Genomic DNA, 18,124 nt, shown 5'->3' with positions numbered 1-18,124 from the left:
GATCGTTCAATAGTAGCGTGAGGATCGGGCGGCAGTCGCGCCCGGGGAGGAGACATGACGCAGAACAAGGACCGGGCGCCGGACAAGGGCGGCCGTAATCGCGAAAAATTCGCGCTGATCGGTGCCGGCCCGATGGGGCTTGCGATGGCCAAGACGTTGCTCGAACAGGGCATCGCCTTCCAGGGCTTCGAAGCGCACTCCGATGTTGGCGGGCTCTGGGATATCGAAGGTCCGCACTCGACCATGTACGAGACCGCGCACCTGATCTCGTCCAAGCGGATGACGGAATTTTCCGATTTTCCGATGGATGATGATGTCGCCGAATATCCCTCCCATCGCGAGTTGAAGACCTATTTCCGGCGCTTCGCCGACCATTTCGATCTGCGCCGCCATTACCTTTTCGAAACGGAAGTCGTCAGCACAGAGCCGCTCGGCGGTGATGGCGAAAGCTGGCGCGTGACCTGGCGCGACGGAGCAGGCGCGGCGCACGAGGACGTCTTCGCCGGCGTCATCATCGCCAACGGCACCTTGTCGGAGCCGAACATGCCGGAATTCAGGGGCGAGTTTTCCGGCGAACTGATCCATTCCAGCCGGTACCGTTCGCCGCGCCAGTTCGACGGCAAGCGTGTACTGATCATCGGGGCGGGCAATTCGGGCTGTGATATCGCCGTCGATGCAATCCATCACGGCGTCTCTTGCGATCTGTCGATGCGCCGGGGATATTATTTCGTGCCGAAATACGTTTTCGGCCGGCCCGCCGACACGATGGGCGGCGCGATCAGGCTGCCAATGTGGCTGAAGCGCCGGGTCGACGGGCTGGTCCTGAAATGGTTCGTCGGCAATCCCGAGAAATATGGCTTCCCGAAACCAGACTACCAGCTCTACGAATCCCACCCTGTCGTCAATTCGCTGATCCTGTTCCACGCCGGCCATGGCGACATCCGCATCCGCGCCGATGTCGAGCGCTTCGAGGGCAAGACCGTCCATTTCCGTGACGGGACGAGCGGCGAATACGACATGGTTCTCGCGGCCACCGGCTACAGGCTGCATTACCCCTTCATCGATCCGGCGCTGCTCAACTGGAAAGGCGATGCGCCGCATCTCTTTCTCAACTGCATGCATCCCGGGCGTGACGACGTCTTTCTGATGGGGATGGTCGAAGCCTCGGGCCTCGGCTGGCAAGGTCGTCACGAGCAGGCCGAAATGGTTTCCCGCTACATTCGCGGGCTCCGCGACGGCACCGCCGCCGCCAAAAACCTGAAGGCGGAAAAGGCGCGTGGTTTCGAACGGGCGACCGGCGGCATGAACTACATCGACCTGCCGCGCATGGCCTATTATGTCGACAAGGCGACCTTCCGGAACGCGGTCAATTCCCGCATCGCCAAACTGAAAAGGGTGGCGTGATGAAGGATATCGACACCGTCCTGCTGCATTTCAGCCCGGCTTCGCTGAACCTCCTCAACGCGATCCTCGCCATCGTGATGTTCTCGATCGCACTCGACCTGAAGCCCGCCGATTTCCGCGCCCTCTTTCGGGCGCCGAAGCCGCTTCTCACCGGCCTGTTCTCGCAGTTCGTCGTGCTGCCGGTCGTCACGTTCCTGTTCATCCTCACCGTCGAACCACGCCCGTCCATCGCCCTCGGCCTGATCCTCGTCGCGGCCTGTCCGGGCGGCAACATATCCAATTTCATCACCCATCGCGCCGGCGGCAACACCGCGCTCTCGGTATCGATGACGGCGATCGCCACGGTCTCCGCGATCGTGATGACGCCGTTCAACATCGCGCTGTGGGGAAGCCTTTACGGCCCGACGCGCAAGATCCTGCACGAAACCGCGATCGATCCGGTCACCGTCGCGATCACGGTTTTCCTGATGCTCGTCCTGCCGCTTTACCTCGGCATCCTGCTCAATGCGCGCAAACCCGATACTACAGAACGCATTCGCCGACCGCTGCAATTGTTGTCGATGGCGATCTTCATCGGGTTCATCGTCCTGGCGCTGGCGGCGAACTGGAACTTTTTCCTCGCTTTCGCCGGCGCTGTCGCGGGCCTTGTGATCGTCCACAACGCGCTGGCCTTCGGCGGCGGTTATCTCACCGCGACGCTGGCGCGCGTCAGCGCCTATGACCGGCGCGCCATTACCATCGAGACCGGCATCCAGAATTCCGGCCTCGGCCTGATCCTGATTTTCGCATTCTTCAACGGCCTTGGCGGCATGGCCGTTGTCGCCGCCTTCTGGGGTATCTGGCATGCGATCTCCGGGCTGGCGCTGGCCGCGGTCATGTCGCGCACGGAGGCCGGGCGATGACGCGAATCCTGATCACCGGCGCGGCCGGCGGGATCGGCCAGGCCCTGCTCGCCGAGATGCCGGCCGGCCGGGAGGTTCTGGCGACCGACATCCGCCCGCCCGCCCGCCTTCCCGCGAATGCCGAATATCGCCCGCTCGACGTCCGAAGTGACGATCCGGACACGGTGATCGGCGAATGGCGGCCGGAGGTCGTCGTTCATCTTGCCTCGATCGTCACACCGCCGAAGGGGTCGACACGCGCGTTCGAATATTCCGTCGATGTCGAGGGGACGCGCAAGGTTCTCGACGCCTGCATTGCCCATGGCGTGCGCCGCATCGTCGTGACCAGCAGCGGCGCCGCCTACGGTTACCATGCCGACAACCCGGTGCCGCTTCGCGAAACCGATCGCCTGCGCGGCAACGAGGAATTCGCTTACGCTCATCACAAGCGCCTCGTCGAGGAGATGCTGGCGGACGCCCGCGGCGAGCACCAGCAACTGGAACAGGTCGTGCTGCGCATCGGCACGGTGCTCGGCGCGGGCATCGAAAACCAGATCACGGCGTTGTTCCGCCGCAAGCGCATACTTGGCGTGCGCGGCTCAGACAGCCCGTTTGTCTTCATCTGGACTCGCGATCTGGCGCGCATCCTTCTGCGCGCCGCGACCGACGGCCCGTCGGGCATCTACAATGTCGCCGGCGACGACGCGCTCGGCACGCGCGATCTCGCGGCCGCGCTCGGAAAGCCCGTCCGGTGGCTGTCGCCCGGCCTGCTGAAATTCGCGCTCGGCCTCGCCCACCCGCTCGGCCTGTCGCGTTACGGCCCGGAGCAGGTGCGCTTCCTGCAGTTCCGTCCGGTTCTCGACAATACGAAGCTGAAGATCGATTTCGGCTATGTGCCGGAAAAGACCAGCGCGGAGGTCTTCGATCTCTGGCGACAAGGGGCGGGACTGTGAAAACCGCGGTTATCACCGGAGGCGCCGGCGGTCTCGGCCGCGCGCTGGCGCGCCGGCTGCTGGGCGACGGCTGGCACATAGCGATCCTCGATCTGCAGGGGCAGGAACTGGAAGCGGTAAAGAAACTCGGTGTCGAGGTCAGCACTTTCGCCTGCGATCTCACCGACGAGGCGCAGGTGCGCGCGGTCTGCGCCGCCATCGCCGAAGCGCGGCCCTCGGTCGATCTCGTTGTCTACAACGCCGGCATCACCCAGATCGGCCTGTTCGCCGACATGCCGATAGAGGTCCATCGCAAGGTCTTCGATGTGAACTATTTCGGCGCGGTCCATGTCGCCTCCACCCTGTTGCCGGAAGTGCGCGCGAGCAAGGGAGCGCATCTGGCCATTTCCTCGGTCGCGGGTTTTGCGCCGCTGTATCGCCGTTCGGCATATTCGGCGTCGAAACACGCCCTCGAAGGCTTCTTCCGGACGCTCGCCTCCGAGGAGAAACCGCACGGAGTGCGCGTCCACATCGCCGCGCCGTCCTTCGTCGCCACAAATCTCGGCAATCCCGAACAGCGTCCGGGCGGCATCGCGCGCCCCGGATCCGCAGCCGACGGGATCGACTATATGGATGCCGACGAGGCTGCCAGGGTGATCCTCGACGGCATGCGCCGCGGGCGGGCGATGATCCCGGTCGGACGCGTGGCGCGTGCGGCCTGGTTGCTCAACCGTCTGTCACCGAGGCTGTTTTCGCGCCTGATGGAAAGGAACATCGCCGACGACGGCGATTGATTTGCGACATTTCGGCTTACCGATCAGGCGATCACGCGCCGTTTGTCCATCCATTCCGCTAGCGTCTGCTTCTCCTCGGCGCTCATCCGGATGCCGAGCCTGGTGCGCCGGAACAGCACGTCCTCCGCCATCGTCGCCCATTCGTGTTCCATCAGGAAACGGACTTCGGCTTCATGGAGCCCGTGGCCGAAATGCCGGCCCAGTTCATCGATCGATCGCGAACCGTCCAGGATCACATAGGCGTCGGTGCCGTAGAGCCGCGCCAGCCGACGGGTCAGGTCCCGCCCGGCGAACGGATGACGTTTGAGGATGCGTTCCGCCAGTTCGTCGAAGCCGGTGACTTCGAAATTGCCGCCGGGCAGCGTCGCGCCCCTGGTCCACGCCGGTTCGCGCTTGCCGAGCATTGTCTCGATGTCGTGGAGCACGGATTCCGCGAGCCGGCGATAGGTCGTGATCTTGCCGCCGAAAATGTTGATCAGCGTGCCGTTTCCGAGCTTGTCGTCTCGGCGGATGACGTAGTCGCGCGTTGCCTCCTGCGCCTTGGACGCGCCGTCGTCAAAAAGCGGCCGAACGCCGGAATAGGTCCATATGACATCGTCCTTTTTCACCGGCTCGGCGAAATATTCGCTCGCCATCGCGCACAGATAGTCGATCTCTTCCGGCGTGATCGCGGGCTTTCCGTCGAGCCGCTCCTGTTCAGCGTCGGTGGTGCCGATCAGTGTGAAATCGTCCTCATAGGGAATGGCGAAGATGATCCGCTCGTCGGCGTTCTGGAAGATGTAGGGCTTGCCGTGATCGAATTTCTTTTTCACCACGATATGGCTGCCGCGCACCAGACGCACATTGTGCGCGTCGTTGCGGCCGAAAACAGTCTTCAGCACCTCGTCGACACGCGGCCCGGCGGCGTTGACGACGACGGAGGCCGTCACCTGCCGCGCCGCGCCGGTCCGCACGTCGCGCAGTGTCGCGCGCCATTTGCCGTCTTTGAAACAGGCGCTTTCGGCGGCCGTGCGCGAAAGGATGACGGCGCCCTGGGCCCGCGCGTCGCGCAGGTTGAGGATCACCAGGCGCGAATCCTCCACCCAGCAGTCCGAATATTCGAACGCCTTGCGGAAACCCGGTTTCAGCGGTTTTCCCGCCGCGTCGCGTGAAAGGTCGAGCGTCCGCGTGCCGGGCAGCAGCTTGCGGCCGCCGAGGTGGTCGTAAAGGAAAAGGCCGAGTCTGAGCAGCCACGCCGGGCGCAATCCCGAGTGATAGGGCAGCACGAAGCGCAGCGGCCGGATGATGTGCGGCGCCATCTCCCACAACACCTCGCGTTCCATCAGCGCCTCGCGCACGAGCCGGAACTCGTAATGCTCCAGGTAGCGCAGGCCGCCGTGGATCAGTTTGGTCGAAGCCGAGGACGTGCCGCCGCCGAAATCGCCGGCCTCGGCGAGGCAGACGGAAAACCCGCGTCCGGCGGCATCCCGGGCGATCCCTGCACCGTTGATGCCGCCGCCGATGACGAGGATGTCGTAATGCTGCGCTGTGGCCCCGTTTGTCTCATTCATGCTGCCGGTCCGTGATATGAGGTCGACGCCGGCTGCGCGGCGGGCCTCTCGGAGGTAATTTATGTCCAGCAGCGCTTATCTTCGAAAGCCTTCGTTTTGTCACCAAGAGTTTTCGTTTTAAGTCAACCAAAGCCGCCGCCGTCCCGGACGGCACCGGCAACCGGATCAAATAATAAACCCCGGCAAGCCGGGGTCTGAAGATCGAATGATGTCCGGAGGGATTTGGTGGAGCCAAGCTCCACCAAACAAACTTCCAACTTCGTCTTGGGGCATTTTTCGAGATGAGAAAAACTACGTAAAAACAATAACTAGTCAAAACGACTCGTCCAGGGCCATCCAAGAAAGTCCATTGACAGCCGCGCCAAAAAGGGGGCACAAGAGGGGGCGGAGTATTCTGCCCCCTCTTATTTTGTCATACGAAAATCCCGTCTGGATGCACGAATGCGTTGTTCGCGGACCTTGCAAAACCCCGTCGATCTCGTTTCTGAAGCCAGACATCGATCTCTTAGAGGTTTGAACAAATGGCGAAAGGCATAAACAGGCTTTCAGCAAAGGCGGTCGAGGCTGCCAAAATCCCCGGTTACTATATGGACGGTGGCGGACTTTTCATGCGGGTTAGCGAAAACGGCGGAAAACGATGGCTGTTTCGCTACACACTTCCAGGTCAACCTCGCAGAGAAATGGGGCTTGGAGCTGCGGGAGCGGGGGGCGTTTCGCTAAAGATAGCGCGTGAGAAAGCACAAGACGCGAGGGAAATGGTCCAGCGGGGGCTTGATCCCATTCAGGAGATCAAACGGCAAGCCGATGAAGAGCGCCAAGCGCGCGAAATCGAGGCGAAGGCAGCGTCCTTCGGTGCATATGTCGGCGACTACTTGAAAGCCAAATTGCCGCAATATCGAAACGCCAAACACCGTTATCAATGGCGGCAAAGCCTTGAGACTTATGCTGCCCCGATTTGGGACAAGAAACTGGAAAGCATCACGCGAGATGACATCCTCGCCCTGCTTCAACCGATCTGGGATGAAAAGCATATCACCGCAACCCGTTTTAGAGGGCGTTTAGAGCGCGTGTTCGACCACGCAATTCAGAACCGTGCATTTCGCGGGGACAATCCCGCGCGGTGGTCGCTCTTCAACGCTACCCTTTCTTCGCCGCGCAAACAGGAGGGCAGAGGACCACTCGCTGCGATGCCGAGAAGCAGACTTCCCGAGTTCATCAAAGCGCTTCGTGAACGCCAAAAAACAAGCATGGGAGCGCTAGCACTCGAATTCACGATATTAGGCGCGAACAGGTCAGGAGAAGTTCGTCTCGCGCGGTGGGGGGAAATCGATCTCGATTTGGAACTCTGGAACATCCCAGGCGAAAGAATGAAGGTCAAAATGCGAAATGGCCGCACCTACGTCCACTCGGTGATTTTGACCCGCCGTATGATCGAAATTCTCCAAATCGCCTATTCGCGGCAATGCGCCATGCGCGGTATTACAAAGCTTGAGCCAGATGCGCTGATTTTCCAAAGCAACACTGAGGGCAAAGAGCTGTCGGACATGACACTGCGAGCCGTCATGCGACGAATGGGTGTTGGTCAATATACAGTGCACGGTTTCCGATCCACTTTTCGGGATTGGGCGGGTTCAGATACCGATTTCGCGCGGGAACTTGCTGAGGAAGCATTGGCGCATACACTTCCGGATGTGGAGCGCAGCTACCGTCGCGAACAAGCTATCAAAAAACGCCGATTGATGATGGAAGCTTGGGAGGCCTTTTGCGAAGGGCGCGGGACCCAATTCGAGGGGAATGTGACCGTATTGAACGCGCGTGTTTGAAAAAAGTAACCCCAAAGACTGCAGTACAAGCGGCGCGCGACAAGTTCCAATTTAGAAGTTTCGTCATATTGATAATCGGCACAAACAGATCCTGCTTTGGCTGGCGCACGGAATAAGTCGTTTGACATTTCAGACAAACATAGGTGAGTATTTGTCTGATCTGTCAGTTTTTATGGCGATTAACCGATTTCACAATATTCAGTTGTTGCGTGCATATTCTGTCGGTGTTTTTGTCCGTCCATTGTAATCCGAGGACGTAGCGAATGCACCAATTCACTCCCGAACTGAAACCCGACCGGCTCTTGCGGCTTGATGAGGTAATGGCCTTGACCGGCATGTGCCGCTCACGGATCTATGAACAAATCGCAAATGGCGAGAACCTCTTTCCGAAGCCTGTAAAAATTGGTCGGGCAAGCCGCTGGCCGCTGTCCGAAGTCGTCGACTGGATTGAACAGCAGAAAGCACGGCGTAAGGCTGCAGCCTAAGCAAATTAAGCCGCCCCGCCACTTCCGAGGTGGGTCGATGAAAAATTCAACAACCCTCTGAATACATGAGACTTTCCGAATGGCGCACTTTTCAGCGCAAGCATCGGAACGGCCCATCGGGGCCGGGTCCAGCGCTAAGAACGACAACCGTAACAACCCGCAACTGAAGTTGGATCCTGACCTGCGGGACTTCGTCTCAGGATGCTTCGGCGCGGACTATCAGGACGTGTGGATCACTGCGACGAAAACGCTGCCAGCGCAAGTGGGCGAGTGGAGCGGGGCACGGGCGAAAGAGTGGCGGGACGCGCCGCTGGCGGTGGATGACGAGCGGAACCTTTACTTCGCCATCGGCCTGATGACGCCGGACGCAACGCGCCGGTCCGTGGCGAACGTCGCCGGGCACTGGATGGTGATCGCCGACGACATCGGGACCAAGGCGTCCAAAGCCGATTGGGAACAGATGATCGCGGCAGGCTTCCCGAAGCCGACGTTCAAGATCGAAACGTCCAAGGGCAACGAGACTTGGGGCTGGGTGCTGGACAAGCCGGTGATGGTCGGTGACGCCGCCGAGCAGGACGTTGTGAAAGTCCGGTCCCTGATCGCGGCCAAGGGGTTGAGTGACGCAGCCGTGGCCGTGGACCCGGCGCGGTATATCCGGTTGCCGGGCGGGACCAACAACAAGGACAAGTACAAGGGTGAGGACGGGAAGTTCCCGCAGGTGTGGGCGTTGGAGTTGGGCCTGTCCCGCCGCGCGACCTTGGAAGCCATGGGGCAGGCTTTGGCGGGGGCGGACTGGCGCGAAGCCCCGTTGCCTGTTGAGTTGGCGAACGGCGCGAAGCTGAACGCGATGGCGCAGGCCGGATCGTTGAAGCGGTCCGCCGACATGAACAATCCCGAACCGATCATGCTCATGGCGCAGGAAATCGGTCTGAACCCGCACCAAGTCCGGCAGGGCGTGGTTGAAGCGATCTGCCCGAACGCGAAGAACCACACGTCGGTCGCGGACACGGGCTTCGCCTTCATCGGCGGCGGGTTGATGCAGTGTATGCACGACCACTGCCAGTCGCTCACATCGGCGGACTTCAAGCGGCTGATCTGCGAGGAATTCGAGGCGCAAGTGTCGGCGCGCGTGGCGATTGGTCTGCCGACTGCCGCCGGATCGGCGTCGGAGTTTCTGGCCCGCGAGGACTTCCGGCGTCACGGCGGGCTTGACGACACGGCCAAGGTCCAAGCCGAAGCCCGCGCAATGGCCGCCCGTCGAGAAGACGCCATGGACCCCGCCGAAAACGCGGGAAAACTACGCAATGTGCTGCCGACTTACGTACCCAAACCGGTCACTGCCCCTGCACCTAGCCAAATCCCGCCCCGTAAGTGGCTGTATGGATTTCTCCTGATTTATGGTGCTATCAGCGCGTTGGTTTCCCCTGGCGGTATCGGCAAGTCGGTCCTGGCGCTGGTACGAGCCATCGCGATGGCGACCGGTCGCACGTTACTTGCAGGCGAAAGTCCAGTTCGCCAACTGCGGGTATTCTATTTCAATGCCGAAGATCCCATGGACGAGATGCGTCGTCGGTTGGGCGCCGCATTGAGCCATTTCCAACTAACAGACGCGGACTTGGGCGGTCGCCTCTTCCTCGAAACGGGGCGCGATTTGCCGCTTAGTCTCGCCCGCATGGGGAGGAACGGTCCTGAGCGCGTTGCCGGTGTAGTCCATTGGTTTGTGGACATGCTTCTCACCAACAAGATCGACGTACTGATCCTTGATCCTGTGGGAGCCATGCACACGCTCCCGGAAAACAGCAACGAAGCAATCAACCTCTTGATGGGTGCGCTACGCGAAATTGCAGATCGCGCGGGTGTGGCGATTCTTTTGGTCCACCACACCAGCAAAATCGCAGGGGCAGATATGGATGCTGCCGGGGCAGGTGCAGCGCGCGGTGCGTCCGCGTTTGTAGATGCGGCTCGTATCGTGGAGCAGGTCGTTCCCATGACATCGAAAGAGGCCGCTCGTTTCGGCATCTCGGAAGAAGACCGCCGGGATTACATTCGGATCGAAAACGGTAAGGCAAACCTCACCCGTGCCCATGAAGCGCGTTGGCTGCGCAAGCTTCCTATCCGGCTTAACAACGGCGCTGGCTTGTGGCCGAAGGGCGACACCGTAGCAACCGTTGAAAGCTGGATCCCGCCGAGCGCCGTGACCGGCACCGCATCCGAACTCGCTGTCATACAGGCTGCAATAGTCACTGCCCGGGTCCGGCCTCGCCATGACCACCGGTCCACCGACTGGATCGGCTACTTGGTTGCAGATGCGTTGTGCCTGGACATCGGGCCGAGGGGGCTCGCGTCCAAAGACCGGACCGCGAGGCAGGCCAATGCATTTGCACGTATCCGCGCGATGGTCGAGCACTGGATCGCCGAAGGCTGTTTGCGCGTGGTTAATGACCGTGATCCGCAAGCGCGCCGCTCCTTCGCCTATGTTGAGATCGGGACGCCGGCCGTCATGTCAGATCCGGACCAAGGTTCGGAAATTGAGGACCGAGCATGAACCAGGCCCAGCGATCCCGCCGACCGTGCCTGCCACTGGTTTGGATAAAAGGTAATCCGGTTTGGCGCCGCGTAAGTTCGCGTAGGTTTGAATTGTGCGGACCTGCGCGGACCTATGCCAACACACGTGCCGGCTGCAGTGTGCGCCCCTCAAGGGGCACCTGCGTAGGTAGGTTTATCCTTAGGAGGCGCGACTTGCGCACCCTTGGATATGCTTCGGCTGTCAAACTATCGGTCGCCGCCGGCGACCTACGCGAAATACACCCCGGCGGAGCTTTGATCGGGGCCTATCTGCAATCTGTTTTGGCTGTAGCGCATGCCTGCCAAAGCGAACCGGTGATAACTCAGCACAACGCCGGGGTGCAATCACGAGCGGGTTTGAAATGGCCCAAACCCGAACACTACTAGAGGACAACACTGATGCCTAACGAAAGGCTTCTCCCCTCCGAAATAATCGCAATCAATGACTTCTTGCGTTCGCAACTCGTCGAGTTGAAACGCGAAGGCTTCATCGTGAAGACGGTGTACGCAACGCCAAACATTACGCCTGCAATTTACGGAGGTGAACGCTTCGTACGTGACGCGTTGCGCTACTTCGCGGACAACCCCAATGACAAATTCTTCGTTATGGAAATCAACCACGAAGAATTGCGGCGCGTCCGCCGCCTCCGCTTGATAGGAAGTGTCGACCACCCGCCGAAACACGCATACAATTCGAGCATGGAAATCCTAATCAACCCGCCAGGTTCCCACAAGCTGATCTTCCTGCGGGAATACTTCCATACGGAAAAGAGGCTGCACCTGAAATGGGGTGGCGCACCAATCCCCGCGTGCCTCTTGGCGCCGAATATGGTGATCCCCTGTGAAATCACTGACGATCCTGACGCACTCCAGATATGGGCCGCCGATCAGGTGAAGCGGTGGCACGACGGCATGGGCAGGGGCTACTCGTCCTTCCAGACGATACATACCAACCTGCCTGTAACTGCCGGCGTTATCTAAATCGGACTAATATTCTGAAAGGGCGGTTCTATGCCGCCCTTTCCTCTCAGTGGGGCTTCAACGCTTCGAGGACCGCCATCCAGTGTTCTTGGGCGCCACGGTCATTTGGATTGCTCACGAATGACCGTAAGGCGTGAATAACGTTTAGCCGTTGCCGATTGCTCCGACATTGCTCATACAATGGCCGCAGAGTTGCAATGTGCTTAACCTGAAATAGTGCCAGTTCGTTTTCCTCGGCCTCGGTCATCGTGACGTGCTTCCTCGGGCGTCCACGATGGAATTGCTTGCGGACGCGGACCTTAGACACTGCTTTCGGTTGATCCGGCCGCACACGCTTTGATGATCGGTCCGGCGGGTGAGTTAGGCTGATCGCTCCGGACCCTGGACCCACGTCAGTTGACGTTGCCAAATCCGATGGACATGGACCGGCGCTGCGAACCCGGTCCGGCAGATCCTCTCGTAGAATCCGCCGCCACTTTGCATCGTCGCGCCGATCCAGCCGGTACCGCCGGAACTTCCAACGCGCCCAATCGAGTACGGCAGGCGGCAACGCAACCGGATCGATCCCGTGCTCGCGTAAGCTTCGCTCAAAGTCGGCGGTCCATTTTCCGAGGTCGATAGTCTGGCCCGGCTTCCAAGGAGACTTCTTCCAGTTTTCGCGCAGTCGGTTCGTCGCGCGCCGCTCCTCGTGTCGCTTCCACTCCGTCGCGGAAATCCGTCCACTAAGGAATTCCTGCCGCTGGCGCTCCCGGTACTCCTTCGCAGCTTTCGGTCCGCAGTGCATTAGGCACCGCCCGCGCCCTTCCTTAATAGGAGGCCGTCTGCAAATCCCCCCATGACGGTTTCCAGCGCCGCAGATTGTCCGTCCCACGCCTCCAAATTGTGTTTGGGTGCGTTTGACCTCCAAAATGTTTGAATATCTCCCGGTAGAACCATCCATGGGTAATATTTTACAGAATCTGCCAATATTAGGCACATGAATAATATGGTAGCCGAGGCCGAATGTTCGTCCGTTCGTGTCAGGCAGGTGTCGGCAATTCTAGCCATTCTTTACGGGTGTCGTGCGTGCGGAAGTCGGCAGTCGAAACAAAGCAAATTGCGAAATCAGTCAGTATTTTGATTTGGGCAGACTGCGTGAACGATTTCGGCTCCGGCAACCAGTCGATATGGTTGAAATTGCGTCGGCACCGCCACCTTCAGGTTGATAATCAGGTTCTATCGCGTGCAAGGTGCGCTCGATTCGATCCGGGGGATTCGGGACCATGACCAAACCATTTTACGCGGAACCCATCCTCAATTCGCCGTATCTGCCGCCGACCCGCCATCATGCGCTTGGTGATGATGGGCAACCGCTCGAACACCCGCCGATCGAAGGACGAAGACGTTCAAAATACATCACACCGGTGCCGAAGGCGCGCCGTTCGAAATCCGGACGTGGACGCGACCAGGCATCATTGGAGTTCGATGCCGGCGAGGACGACGCATCCGGTTACAATCCGACACCGATTATCAATGAAATCCGGGGCCACATCGAATCCTGGCGAGCGTTGCCGAATCCCAACGACTGGGGCGTAACACCTGTCACGCAGCGCCTGCTTCAGCATTGGCGGCATTACGAATTTACCGGCGCGCGGCCCTTCTTCTGCCAGGTCGAGGCAGTCGAGACGGCGATCTGGTTGGCCGAAGTCGCTCGGGGGCGCAAGCAATACGCGCACATCTTTCGCCATCTGCAGGAAGCCAACCGAGATGCCAATCCTGAACTGTTCCGGCTTGCCTTGAAGCTGGCAACTGGTGCCGGCAAGACGACAGTCATGGCGATGCTCATCGCGTGGCAGTCGATCAACGCCGCTCGACAGCCGAACTCGACGCTATTCTCCAGGGGGTTCCTGCTTGTCGCGCCGGGCATTACCATCAAGGACCGGTTGCGCGTGCTCAATCCCTCCGACACTGACAACTACTATCGTACGCGGGAACTGGTACCGCCCGATCTGATGACTGACCTCGGCAAAGCCAAGATCGTTATCACAAACTACCATGCCTTCCAGCGCCGCAAGGCGCATGACCTCAACCCGGTCGGCGAGCGCCTGATGCAGGGACGCACCGGGCAGCCGATAGAGAAGCAGGAGAGCGAGGGCGAGATGCTCGCGCGCGCCTGCGGCGAGCTCCTACCACTGAAGAATATCGTCGTCATCAATGACGAAGCCCACCATTGCTACCGCGAGCGGCCGGGGACGGACGAGGAAGCCGAGGTCAAGGGCGAGGAGAAGGAAGAAGCCAAGAAAAACAACGAAGCGGCGCGGTTATGGATTTCGGGTCTGGAGGCGCTGAAGCGCAAGGTCGGCCTGCGGGCGGTCTACGACCTGTCGGCTACGCCATTCTTTCTGCGCGGATCAGGTTACGAGGAAGGAACGTTATTTCCTTGGGTCGTGTCGGATTTTTCGCTTGTCGACGCGATCGAATGCGGCATCGTCAAGCTGCCGCGCGTGCCCGTCGCCGACAATGCGATCGATGCAGAAATGCCTGTCTACCGCAACCTATGGGACCATATCGGAAAGGCGATGCCCAAGAAGGGTGCTGGCAAGTCCGGCGAACTGGATCCGCTGTCGATCCCGGCACAATTACAAACCGCGCTACATTCGCTTTACACCCACTACAAAACGGAATTCGAGGAATGGCAGCGCGTCCCCATCCCCGTGCCGCCGGTCTTCATCGTCGTGTGCAACAACACCGCGAGCTCCAAACTGGTCTATGAATGGGTTTCCGGCTGGCAGCGCGAGCGTGAAGGGGAGTTGCAGACCATCCATCACGGTCACCTCGAGCTTTTCAGCAACTACGACAAGAACACGGGCGAACCGTTGCCGCGCATGAATACGCTGCTGATCGACTCTCAGCAAATCGAATCCGGCGAGGCACTGGATGCCAATTTTCGCGATATGGCTGCCGGAGAAATTGAGCAGTTCCGCCGCGAAAAACAGGAACGTGAGGGTGCTGCTGCCGGGAACATTTCCGATAGCGAGCTTCTGCGCGAGGTAATGAACACGGTCGGCCAGAAAGGCCGGCTCGGTGAGCAGATTCGTTGCGTCGTCTCGGTCTCGATGCTCACCGAGGGCTGGGACGCAAACACTGTGACGCACATTCTCGGCGTTCGGGCCTTCGGTACGCAGCTCTTATGTGAACAGGTCATCGGTCGTGGCCTGCGCCGTCAGTCATACGAGTTAAATGACAAGGGCCTATTCGACACCGAATATGCTGACATTCTCGGCATCCCGTTTGATTTCGCGACAGAGCCACAGAAGGTGATAAAGACACCACCGAAGCCTGTCACGCGCGTCAGCGCCGTCCGCGAGCGCGAGCGACTTGCTATCCATTTTCCGCGTGTGGCGGGCTATCGCACGGAGCTCCCTCCGGACCGGATCTCGGCGGAATTCACGCCCGAATCGACGCTGACTTTGACACCTGAACTGGTTGGACCCTGTGAAACACGCCTGGAAGGACTTGTCGGCGAAGGGCACGACATCTCTCCGGACGCGCTCGACGACATGCGGCCGAACACCGTGGCGGTGCATCTGACGAAGCGACTTGTCGAGCGGTATTTCCGCGATGGCGATCAGGATCCACCTTATCACCTTTACAATCTCATCCAGCCGATCACGCGCCGCTGGATTCAGAACCATCTGAAGACGACCGGAAGCACGAAGGTCGGCATGTTGACCTATGCCGAGATCGCCGAGAAGGCCGCGTCACTCATCTATGCGGCGATTGTGCGCGAGGCGAGTGCCGACGGCTCGCCTATCGTGAAAGCGATGCTTGATCCGTACAATCCGAGCGGCTCGACCTACTTCGTGGCCTTCAACACGACCAAGACCAATCTTTGGACAACTGCGCCGGACAAGTCGCACATCAACTACGTAGTTTGCGACAGTGACTGGGAGGCCGAATTCGCCCGCGTCGTCGAAAGCCACCCGGCGACAATTTCCTACGTCAAGAACCAGGCGTTGGGCTTCGAGGTGCCGTATCTCTACGGCTCCGTCGCACGTCGTTACATCCCCGATTTCATAGTCGTCGTCGACGACGGACATGGCCCTGACGACCCGCTCAACCTGGTGGTCGAAATCAAGGGATTCCGGGGTCTCGATGCGCAACTCAAGGCGCAGACGATAGAGGCGTTGTGGGTCCCCGGAGTGAACAATCTTAAGAATTTCGGCCGCTGGGCATTCGCCGAATTCCGCGAGGTGTTTGCGATCCAAGAGGAGTATGGCCGTTTTGTTGCCGAGTTGGCGGCGGGAACATCGACCAGGACACTTGAAACGGAGATAAATTGAAGATGGCGGGATCGACGTTTCAGACAAATCCTTTCGACCTCAACAAACTCCTTGAGGATTGCCATCGGGGCGCAGTGCAACTGCCCGACTTCCAGAGGAGCTGGGTGTGGGACGAGGACAGGATCAAGAGCCTTATCGCATCGATCTCGCGCGCGTTTCCTGTCGGGGCGCTGATGACGCTCGACACGGGCGGCGAAGTCGATTTCAAACCGCGTCCCGTCGAGGGAGCGCCGGCCACGGCAAAAAGTGTTTCTCCGCAATCGCTTCTGCTCGACGGGCAGCAGCGCATGACATCGCTATATCAGGTAACGCTTCGTGACCAGGTCGTAGAGACGGTTACGCCGAAAAAGAAGAAGGTAAAGCGCTGGTTCTATATCGACATCCGCAAGGCGCTCGATCCCTCCGCCGATCGCGAAGAGGCGATCATCGGCGTTCCGGAAGATCGCATCGTACGCAGTGACTTTGGCCGCGAGGAAACGCTCGACCTGTCTACGCCCGAGAGGGAATACGCAGAGCTAATGTATCCCGTCACTAAGGTATTCGACTGGGATCGCTGGCAGGACGGCTTTGACAAGTACTGGCGTGGCGATGAGCATGAAAACGTCCGTGAGGAGTTCAGGAACTTCAAACGGCTCGTTCTCGAAAATTTCAAATACTACCGAGTGCCGGTGATTGCGTTGGATAGGTCCACTTCGAAGGAAGCGGTCTGCGTCGTCTTCGAGAAGGTCAACACCGGCGGCAAGCCGCTTGACGCTTTCGAACTCGTCACGGCGATGTATGCAGCCGAAGGGCACGAACTGCGCAGGGATTGGTACGGAGACGAGACCGCGCGCGGCCGCCACAAGCTCTTTGCCGAAACGCTGCGTCCCGCCGGCGCCGAAGTGGGCATCATCGCCAACGTGGCGAACACGGATTTCCTACAGGCGATCTCGCTCTTCCACACCCGCGACCGGCGCAGGCAGGCCGAGGCGGAAGGAAAGCAGGGCAAGGAGCTGCCATCTGTCACCGGCAATCGGCAGGCGCTGCTGAACCTTCCGCTCGACGCCTATAAAGAATACGAAAAACAGGTCGAATGGGGTTTCGTGCAGGCCGCGAAATTCCTGCACATGCTGCATATCTACCGGATTTTCGATCTGCCCTATCAGTCGCAGATCGTTCCGCTCGCCGCGATCCTAGCTGATGTTGGCAATGCCTGGGAGCATACCGCGAACCACGCGAAGCTGGTCCGGTGGTACTGGAACGGCGTCTTCGGAGAGCTCTACGGCTCCGCTGTCGACACCCGCATCGCCAGGGATTTCGTGGAAGTTCCGAGATGGCTTGCCGACGGCCCCGAGCCATCCACCGTCTCCGAAACGATGTTCCGCGCGGATCGTCTCAAGACGATGCGAATGCGCCTATCGGCGGCTTACAAGGGCGTCAACGCACTTCTGATGAAGGAAGGCGCCCATGATTTCCGCTCCGGCCAGAAGTTCGACCACATCGTCTTCTTCGGCGAGAACGTCGACATTCACCATATCTTTCCGCAGGACTGGTGCCGCAAGAACGGTCGCAAGCCGGACGTCTTCGATTCGATCATCAACAAGACGCCGCTCTCCTATCGCACGAACCGGATCATCGGCGGAGACGCCCCGTCGATCTATCTCGGCCGGCTCGAAGCCGGCAATGCCACGACACCGTCGATCGCACCCAATCAGTTGGACGAATATCTGGTCTCGCACCTGATCGATCCGTTGCTTCTTCGCTCGGATGATTTCGAATCCTTCATGGCCGACAGGCAGGCCAGGCTGCTCGCTCTGATCGAGAAGGCGATGGGCAAGGAAGCCTACAAGGGGGTTGTGCCGGAGGAAGGCGAAGACGACGAACGAGACGACGACGGCTTCGAGGCTGAGATGACGATCGCGGCTGAATAGGATGCAGCGGCGGACGACGGAGGAGGAGTGATGGTCACGCGCGGTCCCTACAATGATCTCAAGACGGATGTGATCAAGCGCTTCTGGCAGCACATGATCCGTCGTCACAAAGGTGAAATGGTCTATGGTCTGGCGCAGCCCGTCGGCGCGCGCTGGCATGCGCTGCCCGAGCTCGGTTGCTGCGTTTCGATCACCACCGGCATAGATTTCGTCCGGGTGTTCATACGCACCATAGAAGGCGGCAAGGCGGCAAAACTACGTGAGCGGCTGGCGCACTGGCAGGACGAATTGATACCCATACTTGATGTCCCGCTAAAGAGTCCGGGCGAGAGCGACAAGTTCTTTTCCAGTCGGCTCGACCTCGACATGAACGTCGAGGACAATTGGGATCGTGCGGCCGATTTCCTCTGGGAGACGTCGCAGCGGTATGAAAAGGCATTGCGGGAAACCCTTGGCGGGGAATCCTCGACATGAAAG

The 18,124-nt window shown here is 59.8% G+C and carries 12 protein-coding genes; 11 read left to right on the top strand and 1 reads right to left on the bottom strand.

Annotated features, from left to right (window positions below):
• The first annotated feature begins 54 nt into the window (after window positions 1-54).
• Genes IG169_RS20130 through IG169_RS20115 form a run of 4 tightly spaced genes read left to right on the top strand, consistent with a single transcriptional unit; the run spans window position 55 to window position 4,011 of the window.
• On the top strand, window positions 55-1,404 hold the full coding sequence (locus IG169_RS20130; RefSeq protein ID WP_193178056.1) for a flavin-containing monooxygenase: 1,350 nt from the start codon (window positions 55-57) through the stop codon (window positions 1,402-1,404).
• Window positions 1,404-2,306, top strand: coding sequence for a bile acid:sodium symporter family protein (locus IG169_RS20125; protein WP_193178055.1), 903 nt, complete (start codon window positions 1,404-1,406; stop codon window positions 2,304-2,306). The genes IG169_RS20130 and IG169_RS20125 overlap by 1 nt, the downstream gene beginning before the upstream one ends.
• Window positions 2,303-3,238 carry an SDR family oxidoreductase gene (locus tag IG169_RS20120; protein WP_193178054.1) on the top strand — a complete coding sequence of 312 codons (936 nt, stop codon included), beginning with the start codon at window positions 2,303-2,305 and terminating at the stop codon, window positions 3,236-3,238. Before IG169_RS20125 ends, IG169_RS20120 begins: the two co-directional genes overlap by 4 nt.
• Window positions 3,235-4,011 carry an SDR family NAD(P)-dependent oxidoreductase gene (locus IG169_RS20115; protein ID WP_193178053.1) on the top strand — a complete coding sequence of 259 codons (777 nt, stop codon included), beginning with the start codon at window positions 3,235-3,237 and terminating at the stop codon, window positions 4,009-4,011. Before IG169_RS20120 ends, IG169_RS20115 begins: the two co-directional genes overlap by 4 nt.
• A gap of 23 nt (window positions 4,012-4,034) precedes the next feature.
• Here the strand turns inward: IG169_RS20115 and glpD are convergent, their stop codons facing one another.
• Window positions 4,035-5,561, bottom strand: a complete 1,527-nt coding sequence (gene glpD / locus IG169_RS20110; protein ID WP_193178052.1) for a glycerol-3-phosphate dehydrogenase — start codon at window positions 5,559-5,561, stop codon at window positions 4,035-4,037.
• Window positions 5,562-6,082: 521 nt separating this feature from the next.
• On the opposite strand from glpD, the gene IG169_RS20105 reads away from it, so the two are divergent.
• From IG169_RS20105 to IG169_RS20075, 7 genes are all read left to right on the top strand, one after another.
• Entirely contained in the window at window positions 6,083-7,384 is a 1,302-nt protein-coding gene (locus IG169_RS20105) for a tyrosine-type recombinase/integrase (protein WP_193178051.1), read from the top strand.
• 263 nt (window positions 7,385-7,647) lie between these two features.
• Complete coding sequence (locus tag IG169_RS20100) at window positions 7,648-7,869, top strand: helix-turn-helix transcriptional regulator (protein WP_193178050.1); 222 nt, start codon at window positions 7,648-7,650, stop codon at window positions 7,867-7,869.
• A 79-nt stretch (window positions 7,870-7,948) separates the two neighbouring features.
• Window positions 7,949-10,414 (top strand): AAA family ATPase, encoded by a 2,466-nt coding sequence (locus IG169_RS20095; RefSeq protein ID WP_193178049.1) that lies wholly within the window; start codon window positions 7,949-7,951, stop codon window positions 10,412-10,414.
• Window positions 10,415-10,833: 419 nt separating this feature from the next.
• On the top strand, window positions 10,834-11,415 hold the full coding sequence (locus IG169_RS20090; RefSeq protein WP_193178048.1) for a hypothetical protein: 582 nt from the start codon (window positions 10,834-10,836) through the stop codon (window positions 11,413-11,415).
• Between the two features lie 1,262 nt (window positions 11,416-12,677).
• Window positions 12,678-15,737, top strand: a complete 3,060-nt coding sequence (locus IG169_RS20085) for a BPTD_3080 family restriction endonuclease (protein ID WP_193178047.1) — start codon at window positions 12,678-12,680, stop codon at window positions 15,735-15,737.
• Between the two features lie 2 nt (window positions 15,738-15,739).
• Complete coding sequence (locus IG169_RS20080; protein WP_193178046.1) at window positions 15,740-17,647, top strand: DUF262 domain-containing protein; 1,908 nt, start codon at window positions 15,740-15,742, stop codon at window positions 17,645-17,647.
• A gap of 30 nt (window positions 17,648-17,677) precedes the next feature.
• Window positions 17,678-18,121: a hypothetical protein gene (locus tag IG169_RS20075; protein ID WP_193178045.1), complete on the top strand. Its 444-nt coding sequence runs from the start codon at window positions 17,678-17,680 to the stop codon at window positions 18,119-18,121.
• The last annotated feature ends 3 nt before the right edge of the window (window positions 18,122-18,124 follow it).

The sequence above is a fragment of the Oricola nitratireducens genome (assembly GCF_014904745.1).
GTDB classification, from domain to species: Bacteria; Pseudomonadota; Alphaproteobacteria; order Rhizobiales; family Rhizobiaceae; genus Oricola; species Oricola nitratireducens.
This window is presented reverse-complemented; position numbering and strand designations above follow the sequence as displayed.

What these genes read in the sequence shown, in the direction of transcription:
- IG169_RS20130 (WP_193178056.1), top strand. Translation starts at nt 55, where the DNA reads ATGACGCAGAACAAGGACCGGGCGCCGGACAAGGGCGGCCGTAATCGC.
- IG169_RS20125 (WP_193178055.1), top strand. Translation starts at nt 1,404, where the DNA reads ATGAAGGATATCGACACCGTCCTGCTGCATTTCAGCCCGGCTTCGCTG.
- IG169_RS20120 (WP_193178054.1), top strand. Translation starts at nt 2,303, where the DNA reads ATGACGCGAATCCTGATCACCGGCGCGGCCGGCGGGATCGGCCAGGCC.
- glpD (WP_193178052.1), bottom strand. Translation starts at nt 5,561, where the DNA reads ATGAATGAGACAAACGGGGCCACAGCGCAGCATTACGACATCCTCGTC.
- IG169_RS20105 (WP_193178051.1), top strand. Translation starts at nt 6,083, where the DNA reads ATGGCGAAAGGCATAAACAGGCTTTCAGCAAAGGCGGTCGAGGCTGCC.
- IG169_RS20100 (WP_193178050.1), top strand. Translation starts at nt 7,648, where the DNA reads ATGCACCAATTCACTCCCGAACTGAAACCCGACCGGCTCTTGCGGCTT.
- IG169_RS20095 (WP_193178049.1), top strand. Translation starts at nt 7,949, where the DNA reads ATGGCGCACTTTTCAGCGCAAGCATCGGAACGGCCCATCGGGGCCGGG.
- IG169_RS20090 (WP_193178048.1), top strand. Translation starts at nt 10,834, where the DNA reads ATGCCTAACGAAAGGCTTCTCCCCTCCGAAATAATCGCAATCAATGAC.
- IG169_RS20085 (WP_193178047.1), top strand. Translation starts at nt 12,678, where the DNA reads ATGACCAAACCATTTTACGCGGAACCCATCCTCAATTCGCCGTATCTG.
- IG169_RS20080 (WP_193178046.1), top strand. Translation starts at nt 15,740, where the DNA reads ATGGCGGGATCGACGTTTCAGACAAATCCTTTCGACCTCAACAAACTC.
- IG169_RS20075 (WP_193178045.1), top strand. Translation starts at nt 17,678, where the DNA reads ATGGTCACGCGCGGTCCCTACAATGATCTCAAGACGGATGTGATCAAG.